Source organism: Streptomyces sp. RerS4 (assembly GCF_023515955.1).
In the GTDB taxonomy this organism is placed as follows: Bacteria; Actinomycetota; Actinomycetes; order Streptomycetales; family Streptomycetaceae; genus Streptomyces.
The window spans coordinates 6,621,364-6,646,180 of sequence record NZ_CP097322.1 but is presented as its reverse complement, the minus strand read 5'-3'; the positions used below and the strand labels follow the sequence as shown (position 1 = coordinate 6,646,180).

The following is a 24,817-nucleotide window of genomic DNA, read 5'->3' as shown; positions in this document are numbered from 1 at the left end:
AGGTGGGGCGGCGGGGATAGCTTCGAGGACGCGCCTCGGACTGCCTCCCCGCACCCGGGGCGTCGACCATCGTTCGTGGTTCCTCAGGGAGATCCCCATGTGCCTGTTCCAGTACGAAGAAGACCCCGAGCCCGAAGAACGGATCCCGGCCGGGCTGCTGTACGTCCCCGTCCGGCCGGGTGAGGGGGGAGGGACGGTGATCCGGTTGTTCCGCACTCCGCTGGGCGCGCGGACGGCTGTCGGGTTCACCCGCAGGGAGCGGCTGGCCGCGACCCTCGGGGCGGGGCAGAAGTGCGTCCGGTTGTCCGAGTCGTTGCTGCGCAAGCTGTGCGAGCCGCTCGGCGCGGGGCTGGTCACGGTGGATCCGACGCTGTCGGCTCCGGCCGCCGGTCCGACGTCGCACCGGTCGGACCGCGTCGCGGCCCGGATCGCCTGAGGGGGAACACCATGACCATGACCGCCGCGTCGGAACTCGCCGCGAACGCCGACGACCTGTCCGTCTGGCCGGCCTCCACCGGCCGCCTGCCGCACGGCGGGCTCGCCGTCGGCGGGGTCTCGCTGACCGAGATCGCCGATCGCTTCGGGACGCCGGTGTACGTGCTGGACGAGGGCGAGGTCCGGGCCCGCTGCCGCACCTACCGTGACGCCTTTCCCGACGCCCACGTGCTCTACGCCGCCAAGGCCTTCCTGTCCCGCGCGATGGTGCGTTGGGTGGCGGAGGAGGGGCTCGGGCTGGACGTGTGCTCGGCCGGCGAACTCGAACTCGCCGTCACGGCGGGCTTCCCGGCGGACCGTATCCTCCTGCACGGCAACGCGAAGTCGCCGCACGACATCGAGGCGGCGCTGCGGCTGGGGGTCGGCCGGATCGTCATCGACAGCCCGTCCGAGATCGCCCGCCTGGCCGCCGCCGTGGGAACGGGCGGTGCGCAGAAGGTGATGGTGCGGGTGGTGCCCGGCATCATGGCGGGCGGCCACGAGAAGATCCGTACCGGTACCGACGGCCAGAAGTTCGGGCTGTCCCTCACCGACGGCTCCGCGCAGCACGCCATCGCCCGCGTCCTGCACCAGCCGCGGCTCGAACTGACCGGGCTGCACTGCCACATCGGCTCCCAGATCACCGAGGTCAAACCGTACGTCGCCGCCGTACGCCGCATGGTCGGGCTGATGGCCCGCATCCGCGACGCCCACGGGGTGGTCCTGCCCGAGCTGGACATGGGCGGCGGCCACGGGATCGCGTACCGCCCCGGCGAACCGGCGCTCGACCTCACCGCCCTGGCCCGCCGGCTGCGTACCGAGCTGGTGGCGAGCTGCGCGGCGGCCGGGCTCGCCGTGCCCCGGCTCGCCATCGAGCCCGGCCGGGCGATCGTCGGACCGGCGGGGGTGGCGCTCTACCGGGTCCTCGCGGTGAAGCGGGGCGGCGAGCGGGTGTTCGTCGCCGTGGACGGGGGCATGAGCGACAACCCCCGCCCGGCCCTGTACGGGGTGCGCTACGCGCCCCGCCTCATCGGCCGCCGCTCCACCGCCGAGCCGTGCACCGCGACGGTGGTGGGGCGGCACTGCGAGGCCGGCGACATCCTCGCCGCCGACGTGGAGCTGCCGGGGGACGTCCACCCGGGCGACCTGCTCGCCGTACCGGTCGCGGGCGCGTACCAGCTGTCGATGGCCTCCGGCTACAACATGGTCGGCCGGCCTCCGGTCGTCGCGGTGGACGGCGGCACGGCCCGGCTGCTGGTGCGGCGCGAGACCCTGGCCGACTTCCGCAGCCGGGACATCGGCGGCTGACCACGGGCCGCTCGGCCGCGCGGCACGCCCCGGTGCCGCGCGGGCCGAGCGGCCCGTGTGTGGTGCGACGGACGCGAGGCGGGAGCACGGCTTCCGTCGCTCCGGCCCCCCCACGGCCCGGCCGCGCGTCATCCCGGCGGTGTCAGGTACTCGCCGATCAGTCGCCCGCGAACCCGTCTCGCGTCGCCGTCGCACGAGAGACTCTGCCGGCCCGGCCGGCCCTGCGGCGTACGTCTTGACGTGTCCCTTCCGCCCGGCGTCCCTTCCTTGACGCCGCCCTGACGGACCATCCCCGCAATCGGCCCTGCGGCGCCTCCGGGTGGTCGGGCCCAACGGCGTGGTGCCGAGGGCCGGGTCGCCCTGGGCGTCGGATGGGGCGGAGCCGCTCGGTGAGGTCCCGGCGGACGGGGATGCCGGCGCGTACGGGGACGCGAAACCGCCGGTCCGGGCACCGGCCTCGACGGCGCCGGACTCCTTCGTGCCCCTGCCGGCCGGTTCCGCCGGTTCGGCCCCGAGCCTGCCCGTGGCGAGGGCGGTCAGGATCGCGAGGGCGGTGACGGCGGCGAGGACGACGGCCCTCCGGGGATGGCGTACGCGGGGCGCGAGGGCGGGGCCGGCTCCTCGGGGGCGGGGCGACCTAGGGGCACCGGCTCCCGAGGCTCGGCTCAGCCGGCTCCCCTGCTCAGGGGCCGTAACTCCCCCAGGGGCGGCCGGTTCTCGGCACCGTGCCGCCGGCTGCGCTGCCCCGCGAGGACCGCATGCCGCCGCGTCCGCGAGGCCCATGGCATCACATGGCGTCACCACGACGCCCCGATGGCGCCACCCGACGCCGAAAGGTGCCACGTGGCGCCACAATCGCTTGCCATGGCGCCATCGTGGCGCCATGATGGGGCGCATGGACCTGACCCCCTACGTCGACCACCTCCGCCACGAGCTCGCCGTCGCCGCGAACGCCGGCGGGGACGAGGCCCGCGCCCTGGCCGAGCGGCTGACCGCGCCCCTGGAGTCGGCCGCCCGGCTGACCCTGCTGAACGCGCTGTCCGCAGCCTCGGAGGAGATCACCCGCGAGCTGGCGCCGGGCTCGGTGGACGTACGGCTGCGGGGGCTGGACCCCGAGTTCGTGGTGACGGCGCCGCCCGCGCCGGAGGCGCCCGCCACGGGCGCGCCCGACATGGCACCGCCGATGGCACCACTGGCACCACCCTCCCCCGCAGACGCCGACGAGGGCGGTACGGCCCGCATCAACTTCCGCCTCCCGGCGCACCTCAAGGCCCGCGTGGAGGACGCGGCGGGCCAGGAGGGCCTATCGGTCAACGCCTGGCTCGTACGGGCGGTGTCCCTGGCCCTCGAACCTGGCGGCGGCCCGACCCGGCCCGCCGCCCCCTCCACGCGCCAGGGCCAGAGCTTCCGGGGCTGGGTCCGCTAGGGGGTGTCGTCAAAGTTTCGTCTGACCGGCGGGGTCCGGCACGCGCGCTCGCCGCGTTGTCGTCGGTCGCCGACGCGAGCGTCGCCTCCCTCCTCCGCCTTGCGATCACACGCACCAGACCCCTCCGGGCGGCCGACGCTACTTTGACGACACCCCCTAGGCGCCCCAATCCCCACACCACCTCCCACCTGCGATTACACCCACCAGAGCCAAGAGGACGGGACAGCCATGCCTTCTTTCGACACGCCCGAACCCATCACCGCGGTCCTTGAGTTCGACGTCGGCAACGTGCGCATCACGGCGAGCAAGCGAACGAGCACGGTCGTCGAGGTCCTGCCGAGCAGCGGCGTCGAAGAGGCCGACGTACGGGCGGTGCAGCAGACCAAGGTCACCTTCGCCAACGGCGTCCTGACCGTGAAGGGACCCAAGAAGCGCTCCCTGTTCGGCCGGCACGGATCGATCGACGTGACGGTCGAACTGCCTGCCGGCTCGCACCTCCGGGGCACCTCCCCCATGGGGGACTACATCTGCGACGGACCCCTCGGGGAATGCCGGGTCAAGACCTCGCTCGGCGACATCCGGCTCGCCGAGGCGGGCGTCACGAACCTGCGCACCGACCACGGGGACATCGGCGTCGAACGGGCCGTCGGCAACGCCGAGATCCACGGGGCGGGCCGGATCGAGATCGGGGAGATCACGGGCAGCGCCACCGTCAAGAACGGCAACGGCGAGACCTCGATCGGCGAGATCACGGGCGACCTGACGGTCAACTCCTCCAACGGCCGCATCGCGGTCGGCGTCGCACACGCGTCCGTGGAGGCCAAGTCCGCCAACGGCGGCATCCGCGTCGGCGAGGCGGCGCGGGGAGCGATCCGGCTCCAGACCGCCGTCGGGGACCTGGAGGTCGGCATCCGTCATTCCACCGCGGCCTGGCTGGACGTCCACTCCAAGTTCGGCACCGTCCGCAACGCGCTCGGCGCCGCCGAGGGCCCCGACACCTCGGAGGAGACCGTCGAGGTCCACGCCCGTACCGGGCTCGGCGACATCGTGATCCGTCGCGCCTGATCGCCCGTCCACCCTCCGTCCCACCCCCATTCTTCGGCCGAAAGGCCGACCTCGATCACCATGTGACATTTCACAGGTGACATGTCACACCTTAGGAGAGCCAACCCGTGACAGCCACCACCACGTCCGCGCCGGCCATCTCGGCCCAGGGCCTGCGGAAGTCGTACGGGGACAAGGTCGTCCTGAACGGAATCGACCTGAGCATCCCCGAGGGCACGATCTTCGCCCTGCTCGGCCCCAACGGCGCCGGCAAGACCACCACCGTCCAGATCCTCTCCACCCTCATCGCCCCCGACGCCGGTCAGGCCCGGATCGCCGGACACGACCTCGCCCGGCGGCCCGACGGCGTGCGCTCCGCCATCGGCGTCACCGGTCAGTTCGCCGCCGTCGACAACCTCCTCACCGCCGAGGAGAACCTGATGCTGATGGCGGACCTCCAACATCTGCCGCGCCGCGAAGGCCGCCTGCGGGCCGGCCGGCTGCTGGAACGCTTCGACCTCACCGAGGCCGCCCGCACGTCCGTCACCACCTTCTCCGGCGGCATGCGCCGCAAGCTCGACCTGGCGATGACGCTGGTCGGCGACCCCCGGATCATCTTCCTCGACGAGCCGACCACCGGCCTCGATCCCCGTAGCCGCCGCACCATGTGGGAGATCATCCGCGCGCTGGTCGTCGACGACGGGGTGACGGTCTTCCTCACCACGCAGTACCTGGAGGAGGCCGACCAACTCGCCGACCGCATCGCCGTCCTCGACCAGGGCCGGCTGGTCGCCGAGGGCACGTCCGAGGAGCTCAAGCGCATCGTCCCCGGCGGACACATCCGTCTGCGGTTCGCCTCCGCCGACGAACTCGACGCCGCGGCACGCCACTTCGGCGCGGCCGCGCGCGACCCGGAAGAACTCACGCTGCGCATCGCCGGCGACGGCGGTATCCCGACCCTGCGCGCCGTACTCGACGTCCTGGACCACGCGGCGGTGCGGGCCGAGTCGCTGACCGTGCACACGCCGGACCTCGATGACGTCTTCCTCACCCTGACCGGCCACGGCACCCCCCACACCACCACGGAGATGGCCCGATGAGCACCCTCGCGTACGCCGTCAGCGACTCGATGACGATGTTGCGGCGCAACCTCAAGCACGCCCTGCGCTACCCCACGATGACGATCTCCGTCGTGGCGATGCCCGTGATGATGCTGCTGCTGTTCAACTACGCGTTCGGCGGCGCCCTCGGCTCCGGGATCTCCGCCGCGCCCACGGGCGGCGGCGCGTACATCGACTACGTCGCCCCCGGCATCATCCTCATGGCGGCGACGGCGGGGGCGGTGGCCACGGCGGTCGGCGTCTGCGTCGACATGACCGAGGGCATCGTCAACCGCTTCCGGACGATGTCGATCTCCCGCGCGGCCTTCCTCACCGGGCACGTCGTCGGCAGCGCCATCCAGACGCTGGTCGCCGTCGCCCTGGTGATCGGCGTCGCGCTCGCCATCGGCTTCCGCCCCGACGCCGGCGCCGTCGAGTGGCTCGCCGCGATCGGCCTCCTCACCCTGCTCATCATCGCCCTGACCTGGCTGTCGGCCGCCATGGGCCTGGTCGCCAAGACCCCCGAGTCCGCGAGCAACGCACCCATGCCGCTGACCTTCCTGCCCTTCCTCGGCAGCGCGATCGTGCCGACCGACTCGATGCCGACGGGGCTGCGCTGGTTCGCCGAGTACCAGCCCTTCACCCCGGTCATCGAGACCCTGCGCGGCCTGCTGATGGGCACCGGGATCGGCAACAGCGGATACATCGCGCTCGCCTGGTGCGTCGGCCTCACGTTGGTCGGCTACCTCTGGTCGCGCTCCGCCTTCGACCGCACCGCCAAGCGCTGACCGCACGTTCCAAAGATTCACGACATTCCGCACGACGCTCTCCACGGAGGACACCATGCAGCACGAACCGTCGACCCAGCCCGAGCCCGTCACCCTCCCCACGCAGCGCGCCGCCGGCTGCCCCTTCGACCCGCCCTCCGGCCTGGCGCGGCTGCGCGAGGCGAGCCCGCTGACCCGGATGACGTACCCCGACGGGCACGTCGGCTGGCTGGCCACCGGCTACTCCACGGTCCGCTCCCTCATGGGCGACCCGCGTTTCAGCTCGCGCTACGAGCTGATGCACTACCCCTTCCCCGGTGGGCCCGAGGGCCCGCTGCCGCCCGCCCCCGTCGGCGACATGACCGGGATGGACGCGCCCGAGCACACCCGCTTCCGACGGCTGCTGATGGGCCGGTTCACCGTCCGCCGGATGCGCCGACTCACCGAACGCGTCGAGGAGATCACCGCCGAGCACCTGGACGCGCTGGAGCGACGCGGGCCCGGAACGGACCTGGTCGAGGCGTTCGCCCGGCCCCTCCCCGCGCTGATGATCTGCGAGCTGCTCGGTGTGCCGTACGCCGACCGCGAGCGCTTCCAGAACCACGCCCACACGATCATGGCGATGGACGCGACGCCCGAGGACCAGCACGCCGCCTACGTCGGACTCCAGGAGTACATGGCCGAGTTGGTCGCCGCCAAACGCGCCACCCCCGCCGAGTCCTCGGCCGACCTGCTCGGCGACCTGGCGCAGGACTCCGACCTCACCGACGAGGAACTCGTGGGCATCGGCGGGTTCCTGCTCGCCGCCGGCCTCGACACGACCGCGAACATGATCGCTCACGGTACGTTCGCGCTGCTCTCCCATCCCGCCCAGGCCGAGGCGCTGCGTTCGGACCCGGACCTCGGGCCTCAGGTCGTCGAGGAGCTGATGCGGTACCTGACCGTCGCCCCCACCACCGTCAAATCGGCTCTGGAGGACGTGGAGTTGGACGGTCGGCTGATCAAGGCCGGCGAGACCGTCACCCTTTCCATCGAGGCGGCCAATCGCGACCCGGAGCGCTTCCCCGACCCGGACGTCCTGGACGTGCACCGCAAGGCCACCGGCCACCTGGGCTTCGGACACGGCATCCACCAGTGCCTGGGCCAGCAACTGGCCCGCGTGGAGCTGACGGTGGCCCTGCCCGCGCTGCTGCGTCGGTTCCCCACGCTGCGGTTGGCCATCCCGGCCGAGGAGGTACCGCTGCGCACGAACATGAACATTTACGGCGTGCACCGGCTGCCGGTCACCTGGGACGAGGCCTGATCCCGTGGACAGCCGTGTGGACATCCGTGTCGATCGCGACCGGTGCCTCGGTGCCGGCATGTGCGCCCTGACCGCCCCCGGGGTCTTCGACCAGGACGAGGAAGCGGGCCTGGTCGTCCTCCTGAACGCCGACCCGCCGCGGGAACAGCACGCGGCCGTCCGCCTCGCCGCCGGTGTGTGCCCCGGTGCGGTCATCACCGTCACGGAGCGGGACACCCCCTAGGACCCGCCGAGCGCCTCGGCGAAGGCCTCCGCCCGCGCGGGGGGCCGGAGGCGGCGTCGTACGAGACCCAGCTCGGAGTCGGGCAGGCCCCGTACGGGGACGAAGGCGAGGGAGTCGTGGCGGCCGTGGTAGTCGGCCGTGGAGCGGCACAGGAGCATCGCGCCGCGGTCGGCCGCCGCCAGGCTCAGCCCCTCCTGGAGCGTGTGGACGGCGGGTCCGGCCGGTACGGGGAGGCCGCCCGGGGTCAGGTCGGGTGCCTGGGCCCGCCGCCAGTACGCGGGGGCGTCGCCGGCCGGGCCGATGAGCCGGCACTCGGCGAGTTCCTCGGCGGACAGCCGGTCGCGGGCGGCGAAGGGGTGCCGGACGGACACGGCGAGGGTCTGGGGTTGGCGGGAGAAGACCGGGCCGAGGACGAGATCCTCCTCGGCCACCGGCAGCAACACCACGGCGCAGTCGACCTCCTGGCGGCGCAGCGGCCCGAAGGGGTCGCAGAGCGGGATCTCGACCAGGTCGATCGCGCAGTCGGGATACCGGGCCTCGAAGCGGGCGATCGCCCGGCCGAGGTGGTCGTCGACGGTGCCCTGGAAGCCGATGCGCAGCTCGCCGCCCGCGCCCCGGGCGGTGGCCCTGGCCTCGTCGACGGTGGCGCGCAGCGCGTCGTAGGCGGGGCGGAGGTCCGCGAGGAAGCCCTCGCCCAGGGGGGTCAGGCGCACGCGGCGGCTGGTGCGTTCGACGAGGGGGGCGCCGATGCGGTGCTCCAGGGAGCGCAACAGCTGGCTGACCCGGCTCTGGGAAACGTACAGCCGCTCGCCGGCCCGTCCGAAGTGCAACTCCTGGGCGAGGGCGAGGAATGCCTCCAGCTCGCGTATTTCGACGCCGCTCATGGTGGTCCTTTCCGGGGCCTCTACCGCCGATCGATGAGTCCCGCTCATCGAAGCATGAGGGATCGGCCGTTGTTCCCGCAGGTGGGGGCGGGTTGGCTGGGTGGCATGGCACAGATCGAGGAAATGACGGACACCGTCGGGGTGTCGGGGCGAACGGCGACGCGCGGCCTGCCGGGTGTGGCGGCGGTGGCGGGTGCGACGTTCACGGTGGTGACGTCGGAGATGCTGCCCGTGGGGCTGCTGACGCCCATCGGGGACGCGCTGGAGGTCACCGAGGGCACGGCCGGACTGTCCCTGACCGTCACCGGAGTGGTCGGCGCGGTCTCGGCGCCGCTGTTGACGCCGCTGCTGGGACGCTTCGACCGGCGGACGGTGCTGTGTGCGCTGATGGCGGTTCTGGCGGTGGGCAACCTGCTCGCCGCGTGGTCGCCGGACTTCGCGGTGATGGTGGTCGCGCGTGTACTGGTCGGCATCGGCATGGGGGGTGTCTGGGCGATCGCGGCGGGGTTGGCGGTGCGGCTGGTGCCGCCGAAGTCGACGGGCGCGGCGACGGCGTTGATCTTCAGCGGTATCGCGGTGGCGTCGGTGCTGGGGGTCCCGGCGGGTACGTATGTCGGCGAACTGACCGACTGGCGGACGGCGTTCGCGTCGGCGGGGGCGCTGGCCCTGGTGGTACTGGTCGCCCTGGCGGTCCTGTTGCCCCGCCTGCCGGCGGAACAGGACGTGCGACTCGGAGGTGTGGTGCGGCTGTTCGACGATGCGCGGGTGCGGACCGGGCTGGCCGTCGTGGCGTTGCTGGTCACCGGTCACTTCGCCGCCTATACGTACGTGCGACCCGTACTCGAAGCGGTCTCCGGGGCGGGTGCCGGGCTCATCGGCACACTGCTGCTGGTGTACGGGGTCGCCGGTGTGGCGGGCAACTTCGCGGCCGGCGCGGGCGCCGCCCGGTCGCCGCGCTCGACGCTGCTGGTGATCGGCGCGGTACTGGCGGCCACGGTGGCGCTCGTACCGGTGCTCGGCGGCTCCGTCCCGGCCGCCGGTGTGCTGCTCGCCGTCTGGGGGCTGTCCTACGGCGGCGTATCGGTCAGCACCCAGAGTTGGTTGCTGGCTGCGGCTCCCGAGGCCCGCGAGGCCGTGTCCTCGCTGTTCGTCGGCGTTTTCAACGGGGCGATCGCCCTGGGCGCGCTGGCCGGGGGGCTGGCCGCGGACGGCGCGGGGGTCGCCGCGGTGATGTGGCTGGGCGCCGGTCTGGCCGCGGCGGCGGTCGCGGTGACGGCGCTGGGCAGGGCGCCCTCGGCGGCACGGGGCTGAAACGGTCGCACCCTGCGCCTCGGTTCCGCGGCCCGGCGCGCCCGTGGGTCACCCTCCGGAGGTGTGATCGACGTACGCGGGGGCAGTCGGACGGTATGGCCGTCTGCGTCGGCACCTCCGGGTGGCAGTACCGGGACTGGTCGGGCGTTCTCTACCCGCCGGGCGTGCCGCAGCGCCTGTGGCTGGAGGAGTACGCCCGGCATTTCCCCACCGTGGAGAGCAACAACGCCTTCTACCGGCTGCCGTCGCCGGAGACGTTCGAGCGGTGGCGCGACCGCACCCCGTCCGGCTTCGTCATGGCCGTCAAGGCGAGCCGCTACCTGACGCACATCAAGCGTCTGCGGGAGCCGGCGGAGCCGGTCGGGCGGCTCATGACGCACGCCGCGTCCCTGGGCGACCGGCTCGGCCCCGTCCTCCTCCAGCTGCCGCCCACCCTTCAGGTCGACCCGGCCGCCCTCGACGCCTGCCTCGCCTGCTTCCCCGCCGGTACGCGCGTCGCCGTGGAGCCGCGGCACGCGTCGTGGTGGACGCCGAGCGTGCGTTCCGTACTGACGGACCGGGGCGCGGCCCTGTGCTGGGCCGACCGGGGCTCGCGGCCGGTGACACCGCTGTGGCGCACCGCCGACTGGGGCTACGTACGCTTCCACGAGGGCCGTTCCCGGCCCGCACCCCGATACGGCCGGACGGCCCTGCGGAGTTGGGCGAGCCGGATCGCGGACACCTGGCCGCCGGACTCGGACGTCTACGCCTACTTCAACAACGACCCGGGCGGAGCGGCCGTGATCGACGCACAGGCGTTCAGCAGCCTGGTCCCCATACGCCGAGGGCGTCCTCCATCGTCTACTGCCGGTACGTGACCGTCAGCGCGCTGTCGTAGTAGATGCCGGCCGCCGGCAGGGAGGGGCGGGCGGACGCGCCGCCGTCGCTGTTCGGGGTCCGGCCCTGGCTGCGCGCCGCCGGAGGTCGTCGCGGAGGCCGACGCCGAGGCGCCCGGCGGGCCGGGGCCCTGACCTGATCTCTTCGGCCGATGCGGGGGTGGCGAGGGTTGCGTGACGGCCGTTGTTGGTAACGACGTACGGGAACGTACGACCGCGTACGCGACACCGCGACACCGTGCCCGGCTCGGCACCATCCGCACCGCACGGTTCAGCTCCGCAGACCCCCGTCGGTCGATCGAAGGGACCGCCCGTGACCCAGCACCGTACGGCTCCGCCCGCCCGCCGGTTACCCCGGCTGCTCGGCTCGCTCCTGCTCCTCGCGGCGGCGGTCGTGTCCACCGCCGCCGCGCCGGCGCCGGCGCCGGCCGCGCCCGTCCCGCTCGGCCGGGTCGTTCCCGTCCCGGCCTCCGTGGCACCGGGCGGGTCCGCGTACCAGCTGACCTCCTCGACCGTCATCCGGGTCGACTCCGGCTCCGCCGAGTCCCGCGCGGTCGGCGAGTACCTCGCCGGTGTGCTGCGCCCGTCGACGGGGTACCGGCTGCCGGTGGTCGCCGGCGCCGGGGGCGACGGCATTCAACTGCGGCTCGGGGCCGCCGCCGACCCGGCCCTGGGCGACGAGGGTTACCGGCTGGTCAGTGGCTCCCGTACGGTCCGGGTGAGCGCGAACGCGCCCGCCGGGCTGTTCCACGCCGTCCAGACGCTGCGTCAGCTGCTGCCCGCCTCCGTCGAGAAGCGGAGCGTGCAGCCCGGCCCGTGGCGCATCGCCGGCGGCACCGTCACCGACTCTCCGCGCTACGCGTACCGGGGCGTGATGGTGGACGTCTCGCGGCACTTCTTCACCGTCGAGCAGATCAAGCGGTACATCGACCAGGCCGCCCTCTACAAGGTCAACACCCTGCACCTGCACCTCAGCGACGACCAGGGCTGGCGCATCGCGATCGACTCCTGGCCCCGGCTGGCGACCTACGGGGGCTCGACGCAGGTCGGCGGCGGCCCCGGGGGCCACTACGACAAGGCCGACTACCAGGCGATCGTGGCCCACGCCGCGTCCCGCTTCATGGAGGTGGTGCCCGAGATCGACACCCCCGGGCACACCAACGCGGCGCTCGCCTCGTACGCCGAGCTCAACTGTGACGGCGTCGCCCGGCCGCTCTACACGGGCACCGAGGTCGGGTTCAGCTCCCTGTGCGTGGCGAAGCCGGTCACCTACACGTTCCTGGACGACGTCCTGCGCGAACTGGCCGCGCTGACGCCGGGCCGGTACGTGCACATCGGCGGCGACGAGGCCGCCGCGACCCCGGCCGCCGACTACGCGACCTTCATGGACAAGGTCCAGCCGCTGGTGGGCCGGTACGGCAAGACGGTGATGGCCTGGCACCAGATCGCCGAGGCCCGACCGGCCCCGGGAGCGATCGCCCAGTACTGGGGCTTGGGCGGTACGGAACCCGAGGTCGCGGCCGCCGCACGCGCGGGCACCCGACTGGTGATGTCCCCGGCCAACCACGCCTATCTGGACATGAAGTACACCCGGCAGACCCCGCTGGGCCTGGAGTGGGCGGGACTGGTCGAGGTGGACAAGTCCTACGCGTGGGACCCGGACACCCTGGTCGCCGGGGTGCCGGCCGGCGCCGTGCTGGGGGTGGAGGCGCCGCTGTGGACGGAGACCCTGAGCACGAGCGCGCACCTGGAGTACATGGCCTTCCCGCGGCTGCTCGGCATCGCGGAGATCGGCTGGTCCCCGGCCGCCACCCACGACTGGTCGTCCTACCGGCAGCGGCTGGCCGCCCAGGGCCCGCGCCTGGACGCGCTCGGCATCACCTACTACCGCTCCCCGAAGGTGCCCTGGACGGCCTGAGGCCTCGCGGGGGCGGGCGGTCAGCGCCAGGCTCCCGCGAAGTCGATCCGTTCGGCCCATTCCGGGTGGTCTATGAGCGGATTGCGGTTGCCCTGCATCTCGGCTATCGCCGCGTTGCGGTGCAGTTCGTAGGTGCCCGCCGGGTGGTCCTTGTGCCAGCGCAGCAGCAGGCCGAGGCGCTCCTGCTGAAGCTCGCGCGCCTCGTCGCCGATGACGCCCGGGTAGCGGAGCAGGAAGTAGAGCGTCGCCCTGGCGACGGGGCCCTTGCCGGCCGACGGCTCGAACTTCATCGGCTCCCGACGCCCGCAGGCGTGCCGGACGACCTCGTCGAAGTCCGGGAAGTCGAAGTAGGGGATGTTGCCGCGGAAGCTGTTGCACGTCGACTCACAGGCGAAGAGGTGGTGCAGGTCCCCGCGCATGGGCTCCTTCTTGGCGAACCAGGACTGCGGCACGACGTGCTCGCAGTTGAACGGCAGGGACGCCTCCAGGAGATCGAGCTCGGCCTCGATCGCCTCCGGGCCGGGCGCGCTCTCGTGCAGCATGAACTCCTGCCAGCGGCCGAACCGCGCGGCCTCCACCGCCGCATCGGCCTCGATCAGCTCTTGCGGGGTGAACCCCTGGTCCGAGTAGATGCCGTGGAGCTTCTCGTCGGGGTGCAGGTCCACCCACGGGTAGAGCAGCCGCATCGGCTTGTACGCCGGCCGCCGGTCGTGCGTGGACTCCAGGCGCTGGGTGAGCGCCAGGCGCAGGCCTTCGGGGCTGTCGGTGCGGATGCCGGCGTAGTAGGCCTCCCGCGCCGCCAGGTCCGCGGCCTCGTCGTAGTACGGGCGCTCGCGGGAGGACGCCAGGTTCAGCAGGGCGGCCGCCAGGTCCCGCTCGGCGGGCGACTGGCCGTCGATCGAGGGGGTGATCGGACGGACGGACGGCGGCGGTGCCGGCGCCGGCTGCGGTGATTCGGTCTGGGGGCGCGGGGCGTCCACGTCGAGGCTGACGGTGAGGTGCAGCGGAACGGTCCAGCGCGCGCCGCCGCCCGTCATGGTGGGCCGGCCGGCCGTCCAGTCCGCGGTGAGGCCGTGGGGCTCGGCGTCGTCCGTCCGCCCCGGCGTCACCTGCGGGCTCCGCGGCGAGGCCTCCACGGGGTGCGGCGGCGTACCGGCCGCGAGCAGCTCCGCGCGCAGGGCCGCGGCGCCGCCGGACAGCGGGAACTGCTGGAGCGTGCCGATGATGCGGCTGACCCGTATGCCCTCGTTGGCCTTCCAGTCGATGCGGTGCTCACCCATGTCCGGACGCCAGAGGGATCCGTCGACGGCGAGGATGTTGCCGTCCCGGTCCCTGCGGGGAGCGCCCGCGTGGTGCAGGGCCACGACCTCCCACTGGTCGTTCAGCACCGGGGCACCCGAGGAGCCGAACGCCGTGTCGGCCTTGTACTGCAGGAAGTCGTCCAGGACGTCCACGATCTGGTTCTCCCGGAGGGCGAGTTGCTTGGGCTCGCCGTTCGGGTGCTGGATGATGTTGACGAGTTCCCCGATGGTGGCCTTGCCCTGCGCCTCCCGGAGCGGCAGCGTCCCGAAGGCCGCCAGGGGCCGCCCGTCCCGGGAGGCCTCCGCGACCGCGACCAGGGTGAAGTCGAGGGCCCGGTGGGTGACGAAGAACCTCCGCGGCTCCAGCCGGAAGACCACCGGCATCAGCGGTTGGCCGTCCACGCCCGACTGGAAGTTGAACTCGATGACCCCGGCGTCCGCCTCCTCGGGGGATTTCAGCACGTGGTTGTTCGTCATCAACAGCGAGGGCGACACCAGGAATCCGGTTCCGTGGTGGGACGACCGGGGGGTCCTGACGGTGACCCGGCCGACCGAGCGGGAGGCGAGGTAGCCGGCTTCGAGGTACCCGATGTCGACGAGGTCGTTGCGGCCCATGAACCGTTCCAGCGCGAGCAGATCGGTGCTGACCAGCTCGGGGTCCAGGTCGAGGCTCGTTCCGATGGTGGCGCTCGCGGGTGTCCGCTCGATCGCGGTGGCCATGGCCCAGTCGACGCCCAGGCGGTTCAGCCTGCTGCTGACCCGGTCTCGGGTGTCGGCGTACAGGATGCCGTGCTGCGCGAGGGCCTCCATGTGTTCCTCACGCTGCGCGGTCCGCGCCGCGTAGCGTTGACCGGCGGCGTTCACCTGCTCCAGGAAATCCGTGTTCACCTGCGACAACTGCTCCACTGCCATCACGGCTCGCCTCCCTCGGCGAGAGGAGGAGTACGGGAGTACGGGAGTACGGGAGTACGGGAGTACGGGAGTACGGGGGGCATCGTGGAAGACAGGCCGGCGGCGCCCGGGATCGCGGGTCATGCTGCCGGGTCATGGCGTGCGGCCTGCGCAGACCCCTCCCCTCCAGCCTACGCATTTCCGCGAGCCCCGCCCGGTGCGCGGATTTCCGTCCCCGTCCGCCCGCCGGCGCGCGCATCATCGAAAGGGAGGACAGCTGGGAGCGGCCTGGGAAAGGTGATGAGGGATGAGGCTGTCGTTCCTGGAACCCCTGTACACGGAGTCCGGCCCGTTCGCCTCGGTGTACCTGGACACCTCGCGGAACATCGAGCAGCCCGACCGGGCCGTCGCGCTGCGCTGGCGCCGGTTGCGGGCGGATCTGACCCGGCAGGGCGCGGACCGGGCGCTGCTCGGCGTACTGGAGGAGGCGGTCGGCGCGGACGCGGAGCTGCCCGGGACACACGGTCAGGCGATCTTCGCGGCCAACGGCTCGCTCGTCATGGAGGGGGAGCTGCCCCACCCGCCGGACCGGGACTCGGCCCGCTACAGCACCCTGCCGGACGCGATGCCGCTGGTCACCCAGCATCTGCCGGAGATCCCGTACCTGGCGGTGGTGGTGCGCTACGGCGGCCCGCCGACGGCGGAGGCGCACGGCTGGGTGACGGTGGAGGCGGAGTCCGGCACCTGGCCGGCGTCCACCGTGAGCCCGGGTGAGCGGCTGCACCACAACGTGGCGGTGGCCACCTGGCACCACAGCGCCGTCCGGCTGGGTCAGCGGCTGGACGCCTGGGCGCGGCGCGTCCACGCCGACGCCGTCGTCGTCGCCGGGGACCCGTGGGCGGGCAACGTCCTGGTCCGCCGCCTGCCCCAGGCCTTGCGCCACAAGGTCGTACGGGTCGGCGGCCCCTCCCCGACGGACACCGGACGGGCCCTGCTGGAGCCGCAGCTCGACAGCGTCTTCCGGGGGCGGATGGCCGAGCACGACCGGGAGCTGATGAACGTCTTCATCGGCCGCCGCGCCCTCGGCGGGCCCGTGACGGAAGGGTTGGCGCGCACCGTCGCCGCCCTGCAGCGCGGCCAGGTCGCCGCATTGCTGCTCAACCACCCGCCCGCCGCCTCGCAGCGGCTGTGGACCGGCCCGGAGCCCACGCAGCTCGCCCTGACCGAGGAGGAGCTGGCCGCCTTCGGGGTGCGGGCACCCCGCGAGGAGCCCGCCGACGAGGCCCTGGTGCGGGCCCTCGTCGGCACCGCCGCCGAACTGGTCGTCGTACCGGAGGACGATCTGGAGCTCGCCGAGGGCGTCGGGGCACTGCTGCGGTACGCCGACTCCGGGACACCTGTCTGAGGGGCACCCCGATGGTCCACGATCCTCGTTCTCCCGAGACCCTGGTCCGCGCGGCCCGATCCGCGGGGGTGACCGACGCCCGGCTGCTGGAGGCCGTCCGGACCATCCCGCGCGCCGATTTCGTGCCCGACGACGAGGTCGACGCCGCGTACTGGGACAGCCCCCTGCCCCTGCCCTGCGGGCAGACGACGACACAGCCCTCGCTGGTCGCCATGATGGTCTCCGCCCTCGACCTCGCCGGTGACGAGCGGGTCCTGGAGATCGGCACCGGCTACGGCTGGCAGACCGCCCTGCTGGCCCGCCTGGCCGGGCGTGTGGTCAGCGTCGAGCGCCGGCCGGAGCTGGTCGCGCAGGCCCGGCGGCGGCTGGCCGCGCACGGGTTCGGCGCCGTGGAGGTCATCCTCGGCGACGGCACGCTGGGCGCACCGCACGCGGCCCCGTACGACGGGGTGATCGTCTGCGCGGCCTTCCCCGAAGTGCCGGAGCCCCTGGTGGAGCAGCTGCGCATCGGCGGCCGGCTGGTCCAGCCGGTGGGTCCGGGGGGTCAGGAGCTGGTGGAGCTGTACGAGCGCCGGCCCGAGGGGCTGGAGCCCGTCCGGACTCTCGTCTCGGCGCGTTTCGTGCGCCTGTACGGGGCCCACGGATACGACGAAGGCCGCTCCTAGGAAGACCCTAGAAGCGCTGGTAGGTGCCGACCAGGGTGCCGCTCGCGAGCTCCTTGCCCCGCAGGGCGCTGTGCACGGCGTCAACGGTGGGCCGCTCGGGCAGCCGGACCGGACGCGACAGGGCGTACAGGCGGAAGACGTAGCGGTGCGGCCCGTGGCCGGGCGGCGGCATCGGCCCGCCCCAGCCGGGCCGTCCGAACCCGTTGGGCCAGGACGTGCCGCCGTGCGGCTCCTGCCCCTCCTCCACCCCTCCGGTCCACGGATCGATGCCCGTGACCAGCCAGTGCAGGAACGTGGGACCCGGCGCGTCCGGGTCCTCGCACAGGAGCAGCAGCTCGGCCGTGCCGTCGGGGGCCGCCGTCCAGGCCAGGGGCGGTGAGACGTCCTCCCCCTCGCCGCTGTACCGGCGGGGGATCTCGGTGTGGTCGGCGAAGGCGGCACTGGTCAGCTCGATTGCGGTCACGGCGCCGTCTTCCCCGCCGCCGCCCTCCCCGTACCGCTCCTGCCCGGAATCCACCCGACCGGGCCGCCGCTCGGTGGGCAGGCGTGCGGTCGGCGGGGCACCCTGGAAAGGGGTGCGTCGTCGCGCCACTCGCCCCCGCGCCCCGGCAAGCCTTCCTGAACCCCCTGGGGGACATCATGGAACTCGGCTTTCTCAAGCCGCTCTTCGCCCGACCGGGCCCGTGGGCCTCGGTGTACATCGAGACCACGCGCGCGACCGAGGACGCGCAGCGGATACAGGCACTTCGTGAGCGTGCGGTCGCGTCGCAGTTGATCGACGCGGGCGCCGACGCCTACACCGTGCGGGCCGTGATGAACCGGCTCGCCGGGGAACCCGTCAGTGGTGCGCCGCCCGGCCGCGCGCTGTTTGCCGCGGGCGCCGAGGTCGTACTCGACGTCCCGCTCGGCAAGCCCCCCGTCGCCACCGAGGCGACCTGGTCGATCCTGCCGCACATCGCCCCGCTGGCCGGCCTGCGCGGCGACGAGCCGAGCTGCCTGGTGGCGTACATCGACCGCACGGGCGCCGATCTGGAGATGCGCGACACGCACCACCGCGAGGCCGTGGGTCAGGCCCAGGGCCGCGAATGGCAGGGCCGCGGGCACCGCAGCATCCCGACGGACCGGTACGAGTGGCACTACCGGAACAAGGTCGAGAACGCCTGGAACGAGACGGCGGGCATCATCGCGGCGGAACTGGCCCGGCAGTGGCCCGACAGCGGCGCCGATCTGGTGGTGCTGACCGGCGATCCCCGCGAGCGCAGGGCCGTCCGCGACCGGCTGCCCGAGCAGATGCGGGCGGTGACCACCGAGGTCGACAGCGGCGGCAGATCGCCCGGCGCCTCGAAGGACGCCCTTGACCGCGAGATCGCGCGGGTGCGCGAGAGGTTCGCCCGCGAGCGGCTCGAAAGCGCCTTGGAGCGCTTCCGCATGGGCCGGGGTCGGCCCGGGGAGCACCGTGCGTCGACCGTGGACACCGGACCGGGTGAGGCCGCCGAGGGCATGCCGGCCGTGGTGGACGCCGTACGCACCCACCAGGTGGCCACGCTGCTGCTCGGCTCCGACGGCTCCGACCCGGGGCGCGAGGTGTGGATCGGTCCCGGGGTGGACGAGGTCGCGGTGCAGCGCGGCCAGGCGCAGGCGATGGGCGTCGACAAGCCCGTACGGGCGCGGGCGGACGACGCCCTGCTGCGGTCCGCGGTGAGCGCCGGCAGCGAGGTCCTCGTCGTACCGGCGGACATGCCCGGACCGGCGGGCGGCCTGGGGGCGGTGCTGCGCTGGACGATGTGAGCCGGATGTCGGGTGCCCTGATCACGCTGTGCCTCGCCGGCGACGTGATGCTCGGGCGGGGCGTCGACCAGGTGCTGCCGCACCCCGGTGATCCGGCGCTGGAGGAGGCGTACGTCCGGGACGCCCGCACCTACGTCGAGCTGGCGGAGGCGGTGAACGGCCCGATTCCGCGACCGGTCGATTTTCCCTGGCCCTGGGGCGACACCCTGGGGATCCTCGACGCGGCCGCGCCGGACGCCGTCGTGCTCAACCTGGAGACCAGCGTCACCCGGAGCGACGACTTCGCGCCCGACAAGGCGGTCCACTACCGCATGCACCCCGCCAACCTGCCGTGCCTGGCGGCGGCCCGTCCCGATGTCTGCGTCCTGGCGAACAACCACGTCCTCGACTTCGGCCGCCGGGGGCTCGCGGAAACCCTCGACGCGCTGGCGGACGCCGGGCTCGCCACGGCGGGAGCGGGTCGCGATGGGGCGGAGGCCCGTCGGGCGGCGATCGTCCCCGTCCAGGGCGGCGGGCGGATCGTGGTCCTCGGCTTCGGCATGCCGTCCAGCGGAATCCCGTCGAGCTGGGCGGCCACGACGGACCGCAGCGGGATCGATTACGTCGCCGAAGCCTCGGACACCGCGGCGGCCGCGGTGGTCGCCCGGATCCGGGAGGCGAAGCGACCGGGTGACATCGTCGTCACCTCGATCCACTGGGGTTCGAACTGGGGTTACGTCGTGCCCCGCGAGCAGATCCGCTTCGCGCACGCCCTCGTCGACGGAGGCGCGGACGTCGTCCACGGCCACTCCTCGCACCATCCCCGGCCGCTCGAACTGTACCGGGGACGGCTCATCGCCTACGGCTGCGGCGACCTCGTCAACGACTACGAGGGCATCAGCGGCCACGACGACTACCGCGACGACCTGCGACTGCTCTACTTCCCGTCGGTCGAGCCCGACACCGGCCGACTTCTCGAACTGCGCGTCACGCCCCTCCAGGCGCGGCGGATGCGGCTGTGGCGGGCGGCGGCGCGGGACTGCCGGTGGCTGCGGGACGTCCTGGGGCGGATCAGCCGCGGCTTCGGCTCGCCCCCCGTCCAGGACCCGGACGGCACGCTCACCTTCGGCGTCTGAGGAAATGGGTATATCCCCCCATGGGGATCCATAGTGACCCGTAGGGACCTGTAGGGACCTGTAGGCAGATGGCCCACTCGGCCCGAGGAGGTGCGTCATGGCACACGCCGAAGAGTGGAAGGTCGGCGTCTACCTGAACGAGGAGGACGGCACGACCAAGGCCCGCGCGGTACTCGACACCGGGAAGACGAAGATGGTCGGCCGCGGCACGGCGCGGTGCAATCCGCAGGACGTGGACATCCCGGCGATCGGTGACGAGCTCGCGGCGAGCCGGGCGATGCGCGACCTGGCCGGTCAGCTGATGCGCGCCGCCGACCGCGACCTCGCGGAGGTGGGCGCCGTACCCGAACCGCCGCGCACCGGCTACGGCTGGCCGGATGACGCGGCCCGGTGACGCGGACAGCGGGTGTGCGCGGGTGTGAAAGGGCGGGATACCGCACGACCATCGGGGTAGCCGGACCCTATGGAGACAACGATCGACACCACACCGCTGCGCGCTGTCGCGCTGGTCTGCACCCTTTCGCCGTCGCCGAAGCGGTCCAGCTCGCAGTTACTGGCGGAGCAGACGATGGCGGCTCTCTCCGAGCACGGTGTGACCGGAAAGGTGATCCGGATCGCCGACCACGACGTCAAACCGGGCGTCGAGGTCGACATGGGTGAGGGGGACGCCTGGCCGGAGATTCGAGACACGATCCTGGGCTGCGACATTCTGGTCCTGTCCACGCCGATCTGGCTCGGCCACCCCTCCAGCCTCGCCCAGCGGGTCCTGGAGCGCTTGGACGCGGAGCTCGGCGAGAGCGACGACGAGGGCCGCATGCTCACCTACGGCAAGGCCGCCGCGGTGTGCGTGGTCGGCAACGAGGACGGCGCCCACCACGTCAGCGCCGAACTCTTCCAGGGCCTGAACGACGTCGGATTCTCCCTCGCCGCGAACGCCGTCACCTACTGGGTCGGCGAAGCCATGCAGGGCACCGACTACCAGGACCTCGACAAGACCCCCGAGAAGACCGCCGCGACGACCAGGACCCTCGCCGCGAACACCGCGCACCTCGCGCGCCGCCTCAAGGCAGCCCCCTACCCGCCCTCTTCCTGACCGCCGCCACACCCCGGCCGAGCCGGAAGGAGACCGCGATGCCCGCCCACGAGCAAGCCCACCTCAGCGATCCGCAGGCACTACACCCCCGTCCCCCGTTCCCCGAGCAGGATCAAGATCACCCCGGCTCGACCGAGGCGATGGACCCCCGCCCCGACCACGGTGAGGACACCTACCGGGGCCACGACCTGCTGCCCGGCCGCAAGGCGCTGGTCACCGGAGGGGACTCCGGAATCGGCCGGGCCGTCTGCCTGGCCTTCGCGCGGGAGGGAGCCGACGTCGTCTTCGCCCACCTGCCGGAGGAATCCGAGGAGGCCGACGAGACCGCCCGCCTGATCCGCGAGGCCGGCCGCACGGCGGTGGCCGTCGCCTGCGACATCCGGCACGAAGCCGAGTGCACCGCCCTCGTCGACAAGGCGGTGGGCGAGCTGGGCGGCATCGACCTGCTCGTCAACAACGCCGCCTACCAGATGGCGCAGCCGGACGGGATCGAGGCGATCACCACCGAGCAGTTCGACCGGGTGATGAAGACCAACCTGTACGGGATGTTCTGGCTCACCAAGGCCGCGCTGGCCCACATGCCGCGCGGCGCCTCGGTGATCAACACCGCCTCCGTGCAGGGCTACAAGCCCAGCCCGCACCTCCTCGACTACGCCATGACCAAGTCCGCGATCATCTCCTTCACCCACAGCCTCGCCCAGATGCTCGCCGAGCGCGGTATCCGGGCCAACGCCGTGGCCCCCGGACCGGTGTGGACCCCGCTGATCCCCGCGACCATGCCCGACCCGTCGAAGTTCGGCGAGCAGTCCCCCCTGGGCCGGCCCGCACAGCCGGCGGAAATGGCACCCGCGTACGTCTTCCTCGCCTCCGACCAGGCCTCCTACATCACCGGCGAGATCGTCAACGCCACCGGCGGAACCCCCTTGCCGTGACCGCGGACCGACCGTGCCCCCTCCATGCGGGTGAGACTCCCCGCCCCACGGGGCTCCTCCGGGCTCGGCGGGGAACCGATGGATCGGGCCGGGAGCGGCCCGACCCCCGATACGCATGGAGGCGACATGGGACACGGCGGGAACGTGATCGACGAGCTGATGACCGACCACCGGGAGGTCGAGGAGATGTTCGGCCGGCTCCAGGCCATGAGCGGCACCGGACAGGAGCTCCGTGATCTCATCGACGAGATCACCATCGAGCTGGTGCGGCACTCGGTCGCCGAGGAGCAGTATCTGTACCCGGCGGTGCGCGAGCACGTCGAAGGTGGCGACCGGATGGCGGACAAGGAGATCGAGGACCACAGCCGCGTCGAGAAGATCCTCAAGCGCCTGGAGAAGACGAAGACCGACGACGCGCAGATCAGCCCGCTCCTGCAGCAGCTCATGGACGAGGTCGCCGCCCACGTCGAGGACGAGGAGAGCAACCTCTTCCCCATGCTGAGGCGAGCCTGCACCCCGCAGCAGCTGGACGATCTCGGTGACAAGATCCGCCGTGCCAAGGCCATGGCGCCCACCCGCCCGCACCCGGCCGCACCGAGCAGCCCCACCGCCAGCAAGCTCCTGGCGCCGGGCGCCGGCCTGGTGGACCGGGCGCGCGACTTCGTGACCGGCCGCGGCAAGTCCTGATCCCGTCCGGGGCGGCGGGCCCGGATGCATGTCCGGGCCCGCCGCCCCGGACGGACGGTGACGTGCGTCATGCCGCGCGCCCACCGCTTGCGGCTACGCTGGTCGCCCACGAGCGGAGCGGCGCTGCTTCGCGCCGCAGCTCGCGGGCCCGGCACGGGCCGGGCGAGCACACCCCGAGGAAGCCGCCGTGTCCGCCGATCTCGCACCCGTCATAGCCGCCGGCACCCGCTGGCTGCTGACCGCCTTCCCCCCTTCACCGGGCGCCTTCAGTCAGGCCCTGGCCGAAGCGCAGGCCCGGCAGGCCGTCGCCCTCGCCGCCGCCCTGCGGTACCCGACGCCGCTCGACGCGCAGCTTCTGCACCTCCTCGGTCCGGGCGGGAGCGCCCGCCTGGACTGGCTGACCGGCGCCGACCACGACCACGACCACGAGGCGGACCACGACGCCGACGCCGATGCCGGCTGGCGGACGTGGGTGGACGAAACCGTCGTCAGCTGGGCCGCCTGCCTCCTCGCGAACCCCGCCCTCGCCGTGGACGCCCACCGGCTCGTCGACCGCGCCCAAACCGGCGAGGTCAGCCGCCTCACCCGCCCCGGCAACCACGAACACGCCGCCGCGCCCCTGCTGCGCCACCCCGACCTGCTCGAACCCGTCGCCGCCCTCCACCGGGAACAGCTGCTGGACCTGCTGGACACCGAGAACGCCGCTCTGCGATAGGGAGGGTGGCGGATGGGGACGGTGGCGGCAGGGCCGTTCAGCTCTCCCCGCGCAGGACCCTGATGCCGGCCAGGTCGGTGTCGACGGCATCGGGCACGACCATGCCGGCCTCGACGCCGGTGCGAAGGTAGCGCAAGACGTCCGCGGTCAGGCGTTCACCGGGCAGCGCCGCGGGGATGCCCGGCGGATAAGGGGTCAGCATCTCGGCGGCGATGCGTCCTTCGGCCTGTTCCCAAGGGAGTTGCTCGGTGCGCCCGAAGAACGCGTCACGCGGCAATGCCGCCTGCTCCAGGCGGAGTCCGGCGGGTGAGGGGATGTACACGGGCCGGCCGGTGCGCAGTTGGGGGGCGTGGGCGGCGAAGTCCGCGAGTGCGGCGATCAGGGTGTCGGCGGTCTCGTCGTCGTCGGCGTGCGTGAGCTGGGCGCTGATGCGGCGGTGGTCGCAGACGTGGAGGTTGACGCGATGGTTTCGGCGCAGCCAGTCGGCGGCCCGGTAGCCGGTGACCTGCCAGGCGCTGATGTCGATGATGACCTGGAGCGGGTCCAGGTCACTGGCCTTTCCGGGGCCGCAGAAGTCGGCGCGGTCGTGGACGTGGAGGCCGTCGATGCGGGAGATGCCGGCACGGACCCGGCCGGCGAGGGCGAGCGCGTCGCCGTAGAGCGCCTTGCCGTGTTCGACCATCTGACGCCGCCAGCCGTCGAGGGCCGCGTACACGAGCACTGAGGGGCTGGTGGTACCCAACAGGTCCTCACGGCCCTTCAGCACTTCAGGGGCGACCAGATCGCCCTGGAGGTGGAAGACCGAACTCTGTTCGAGGCCGGAGCCCATCTTGTGCACCGAGGTGACGCACACGTCCGCGCCGGCGTCCATCGCCCACGTCGGCAGGTCGGGGTGGAAGGGCAGGTGGGCGCCCCACGCCTCGTCGACGATGAGGGGGACGCCGCGCCGGTGGCAGACCTCGGCGATGGCGGCGAGGTCCGAGCAAGTCCCGTAGGGGGTAGGGGTGGTGACCAGTGCGCCGCGTGCGTCGGGGTGCGCGGACAGCGCTTCCTCGAACGCGTCGGCGGAGGGAGGATGGGCCAGGTGGCGGTCGGCGTCCCACTGCGGATCGACCCAGACGGGCCGGATGCCGGACAGGATCAGCCCCGAGACCACCGACTTGTGCGCGTCCCGTCCGACCACCAGCTCCTCGTGCGGCCCGGCGACCGAAAGCATGGCGGACTTCACGGACAGCGAGCTGCCGCAGGTGGAGAAGAAGGCGTGATCGGCGCCGACGGCCTCGGCCATGAGCGCCTGTGCTTCCTCGATGATCCCTTGGGAGGAGGTACGGTCGTCCAGACCACTGGTGGCCAGGACGTCGGCCCGGAAGACCTCGTCACCGAGCACGGCGCGCACCCGGGGGTCCACCCCCCGCCCCTGCTTGTGTCCGGGCGGAGTGAACGGCGTCTGGCAGGACGCGTGGTAGGCGGCCAGCGCGTCCAGTACGGGCGTCCTCGACTGATCCATACCTGCCCGCCTGCCCACGGTGAGGACGCGGAAACGCCGGCAGTCCGCGTGCGGAGGTTGGGGCGGAGCTCTTCGTTTTCATACC

The 24,817-nt window shown here is 72.8% G+C and carries 24 protein-coding genes and 1 pseudogene; 20 read left to right on the top strand and 5 right to left on the bottom strand.

The window, feature by feature from the left end:
• The first annotated feature begins 97 nt into the window (after window positions 1–97).
• From M4D82_RS29715 to M4D82_RS29680, 8 genes are all read left to right on the top strand, one after another.
• Window positions 98–436 carry an SAV_915 family protein gene (locus tag M4D82_RS29715; protein WP_249770208.1) on the top strand — a complete coding sequence of 113 codons (339 nt, stop codon included), beginning with the start codon at window positions 98–100 and terminating at the stop codon, window positions 434–436.
• A gap of 11 nt (window positions 437–447) precedes the next feature.
• Window positions 448–1,782, top strand: coding sequence for a diaminopimelate decarboxylase (gene lysA / locus M4D82_RS29710; protein ID WP_249770206.1), 1,335 nt, complete (start codon window positions 448–450; stop codon window positions 1,780–1,782).
• Between the two features lie 895 nt (window positions 1,783–2,677).
• The gene (locus M4D82_RS29705) at window positions 2,678–3,208 is read left to right on the top strand and encodes a hypothetical protein (protein WP_249770204.1); all 531 of its coding nucleotides are present in this window, start codon (window positions 2,678–2,680) and stop codon (window positions 3,206–3,208) included.
• 228 nt (window positions 3,209–3,436) lie between these two features.
• Complete coding sequence (locus M4D82_RS29700; RefSeq protein ID WP_249770202.1) at window positions 3,437–4,273, top strand: DUF4097 family beta strand repeat-containing protein; 837 nt, start codon at window positions 3,437–3,439, stop codon at window positions 4,271–4,273.
• A 107-nt stretch (window positions 4,274–4,380) separates the two neighbouring features.
• Entirely contained in the window at window positions 4,381–5,352 is a 972-nt protein-coding gene (locus M4D82_RS29695) for an ATP-binding cassette domain-containing protein (protein WP_249770200.1), read from the top strand.
• Window positions 5,349–6,140, top strand: coding sequence for an ABC transporter permease (locus M4D82_RS29690; protein ID WP_249770198.1), 792 nt, complete (start codon window positions 5,349–5,351; stop codon window positions 6,138–6,140). The genes M4D82_RS29695 and M4D82_RS29690 overlap by 4 nt, the downstream gene beginning before the upstream one ends.
• A 55-nt stretch (window positions 6,141–6,195) precedes the next feature.
• Entirely contained in the window at window positions 6,196–7,422 is a 1,227-nt protein-coding gene (locus tag M4D82_RS29685; protein ID WP_249770196.1) for a cytochrome P450, read from the top strand.
• Between the two features lie 16 nt (window positions 7,423–7,438).
• Window positions 7,439–7,645, top strand: coding sequence for a ferredoxin (locus M4D82_RS29680; protein WP_249770194.1), 207 nt, complete (start codon window positions 7,439–7,441; stop codon window positions 7,643–7,645).
• On the opposite strand, the gene M4D82_RS29675 is transcribed toward M4D82_RS29680, so the two are convergent.
• Complete coding sequence (locus M4D82_RS29675) at window positions 7,642–8,529, bottom strand: LysR family transcriptional regulator (protein ID WP_249770192.1); 888 nt, start codon at window positions 8,527–8,529, stop codon at window positions 7,642–7,644. The two genes, M4D82_RS29680 and M4D82_RS29675, sit on opposite strands and share 4 nt — an antisense overlap.
• Before the next feature lie 105 nt (window positions 8,530–8,634).
• Between M4D82_RS29675 and M4D82_RS29670 the strand changes: the two genes are divergently transcribed.
• Window positions 8,635–9,840, top strand: coding sequence for an MFS transporter (locus M4D82_RS29670; protein WP_249770190.1), 1,206 nt, complete (start codon window positions 8,635–8,637; stop codon window positions 9,838–9,840).
• A gap of 95 nt (window positions 9,841–9,935) precedes the next feature.
• A complete protein-coding gene (locus M4D82_RS29665; RefSeq protein ID WP_249770188.1) occupies window positions 9,936–10,697 on the top strand; it encodes a DUF72 domain-containing protein in 762 nt (253 codons plus the stop codon).
• Here M4D82_RS29665 and M4D82_RS34675 read toward each other — a convergent pair.
• A pseudogene (locus M4D82_RS34675) lies at window positions 10,681–10,785 on the bottom strand (DUF4232 domain-containing protein); the annotation flags it as partial. The gene M4D82_RS29665 and the pseudogene M4D82_RS34675 overlap by 17 nt on opposite strands.
• A 243-nt stretch (window positions 10,786–11,028) precedes the next feature.
• On the opposite strand from M4D82_RS34675, the gene M4D82_RS29660 reads away from it, so the two are divergent.
• The gene (locus M4D82_RS29660) at window positions 11,029–12,633 is read left to right on the top strand and encodes a beta-N-acetylhexosaminidase (RefSeq protein WP_249770186.1); all 1,605 of its coding nucleotides are present in this window, start codon (window positions 11,029–11,031) and stop codon (window positions 12,631–12,633) included.
• Window positions 12,634–12,653: 20 nt separating this feature from the next.
• Here M4D82_RS29660 and M4D82_RS29655 read toward each other — a convergent pair whose 3' ends face one another.
• Window positions 12,654–14,846, bottom strand: a complete 2,193-nt coding sequence (locus M4D82_RS29655) for an endonuclease (protein WP_249772268.1) — start codon at window positions 14,844–14,846, stop codon at window positions 12,654–12,656.
• Between the two features lie 286 nt (window positions 14,847–15,132).
• Here M4D82_RS29655 and M4D82_RS29650 point away from each other — a divergent pair, with 286 nt between their 5' ends.
• Together M4D82_RS29650 and M4D82_RS29645 are read left to right on the top strand one after the other, a co-directional pair.
• Entirely contained in the window at window positions 15,133–16,230 is a 1,098-nt protein-coding gene (locus M4D82_RS29650) for a baeRF2 domain-containing protein (protein WP_249770184.1), read from the top strand.
• Window positions 16,231–16,241: 11 nt separating this feature from the next.
• Window positions 16,242–16,895: a protein-L-isoaspartate(D-aspartate) O-methyltransferase gene (locus M4D82_RS29645; RefSeq protein ID WP_249770182.1), complete on the top strand. Its 654-nt coding sequence runs from the start codon at window positions 16,242–16,244 to the stop codon at window positions 16,893–16,895.
• A gap of 7 nt (window positions 16,896–16,902) precedes the next feature.
• On the opposite strand, the gene M4D82_RS29640 is transcribed toward M4D82_RS29645, so the two are convergent.
• Entirely contained in the window at window positions 16,903–17,358 is a 456-nt protein-coding gene (locus M4D82_RS29640; protein WP_249770180.1) for a YbhB/YbcL family Raf kinase inhibitor-like protein, read from the bottom strand.
• 176 nt (window positions 17,359–17,534) lie between these two features.
• On the opposite strand from M4D82_RS29640, the gene M4D82_RS29635 reads away from it, so the two are divergent.
• The 7 genes from M4D82_RS29635 (at window position 17,535) to M4D82_RS29605 (ending at window position 23,225) form a co-directional block, all read left to right on the top strand.
• Window positions 17,535–18,683 (top strand): baeRF2 domain-containing protein, encoded by a 1,149-nt coding sequence (locus M4D82_RS29635; protein ID WP_249770178.1) that lies wholly within the window; start codon window positions 17,535–17,537, stop codon window positions 18,681–18,683.
• A 5-nt stretch (window positions 18,684–18,688) separates the two neighbouring features.
• Window positions 18,689–19,798, top strand: coding sequence for a CapA family protein (locus M4D82_RS29630; protein ID WP_249772266.1), 1,110 nt, complete (start codon window positions 18,689–18,691; stop codon window positions 19,796–19,798).
• A gap of 97 nt (window positions 19,799–19,895) precedes the next feature.
• The gene (locus tag M4D82_RS29625; protein WP_249770176.1) at window positions 19,896–20,192 is read left to right on the top strand and encodes a DUF1876 domain-containing protein; all 297 of its coding nucleotides are present in this window, start codon (window positions 19,896–19,898) and stop codon (window positions 20,190–20,192) included.
• 69 nt (window positions 20,193–20,261) lie between these two features.
• Window positions 20,262–20,891: a flavodoxin family protein gene (locus M4D82_RS29620; RefSeq protein ID WP_249770174.1), complete on the top strand. Its 630-nt coding sequence runs from the start codon at window positions 20,262–20,264 to the stop codon at window positions 20,889–20,891.
• 38 nt (window positions 20,892–20,929) lie between these two features.
• Window positions 20,930–21,823, top strand: a complete 894-nt coding sequence (locus tag M4D82_RS29615; RefSeq protein WP_249770172.1) for an SDR family oxidoreductase — start codon at window positions 20,930–20,932, stop codon at window positions 21,821–21,823.
• Between the two features lie 126 nt (window positions 21,824–21,949).
• A complete protein-coding gene (locus tag M4D82_RS29610; RefSeq protein ID WP_249770170.1) occupies window positions 21,950–22,510 on the top strand; it encodes a hemerythrin domain-containing protein in 561 nt (186 codons plus the stop codon).
• A 187-nt stretch (window positions 22,511–22,697) separates the two neighbouring features.
• Window positions 22,698–23,225, top strand: coding sequence for a hypothetical protein (locus M4D82_RS29605; protein WP_249770168.1), 528 nt, complete (start codon window positions 22,698–22,700; stop codon window positions 23,223–23,225).
• 37 nt (window positions 23,226–23,262) lie between these two features.
• Here the strand turns inward: M4D82_RS29605 and M4D82_RS29600 are convergent, their stop codons facing one another.
• Window positions 23,263–24,732, bottom strand: coding sequence for an aminotransferase class I/II-fold pyridoxal phosphate-dependent enzyme (locus M4D82_RS29600; protein ID WP_249770166.1), 1,470 nt, complete (start codon window positions 24,730–24,732; stop codon window positions 23,263–23,265).
• Between the last annotated feature and the right edge of the window lie 85 nt (window positions 24,733–24,817).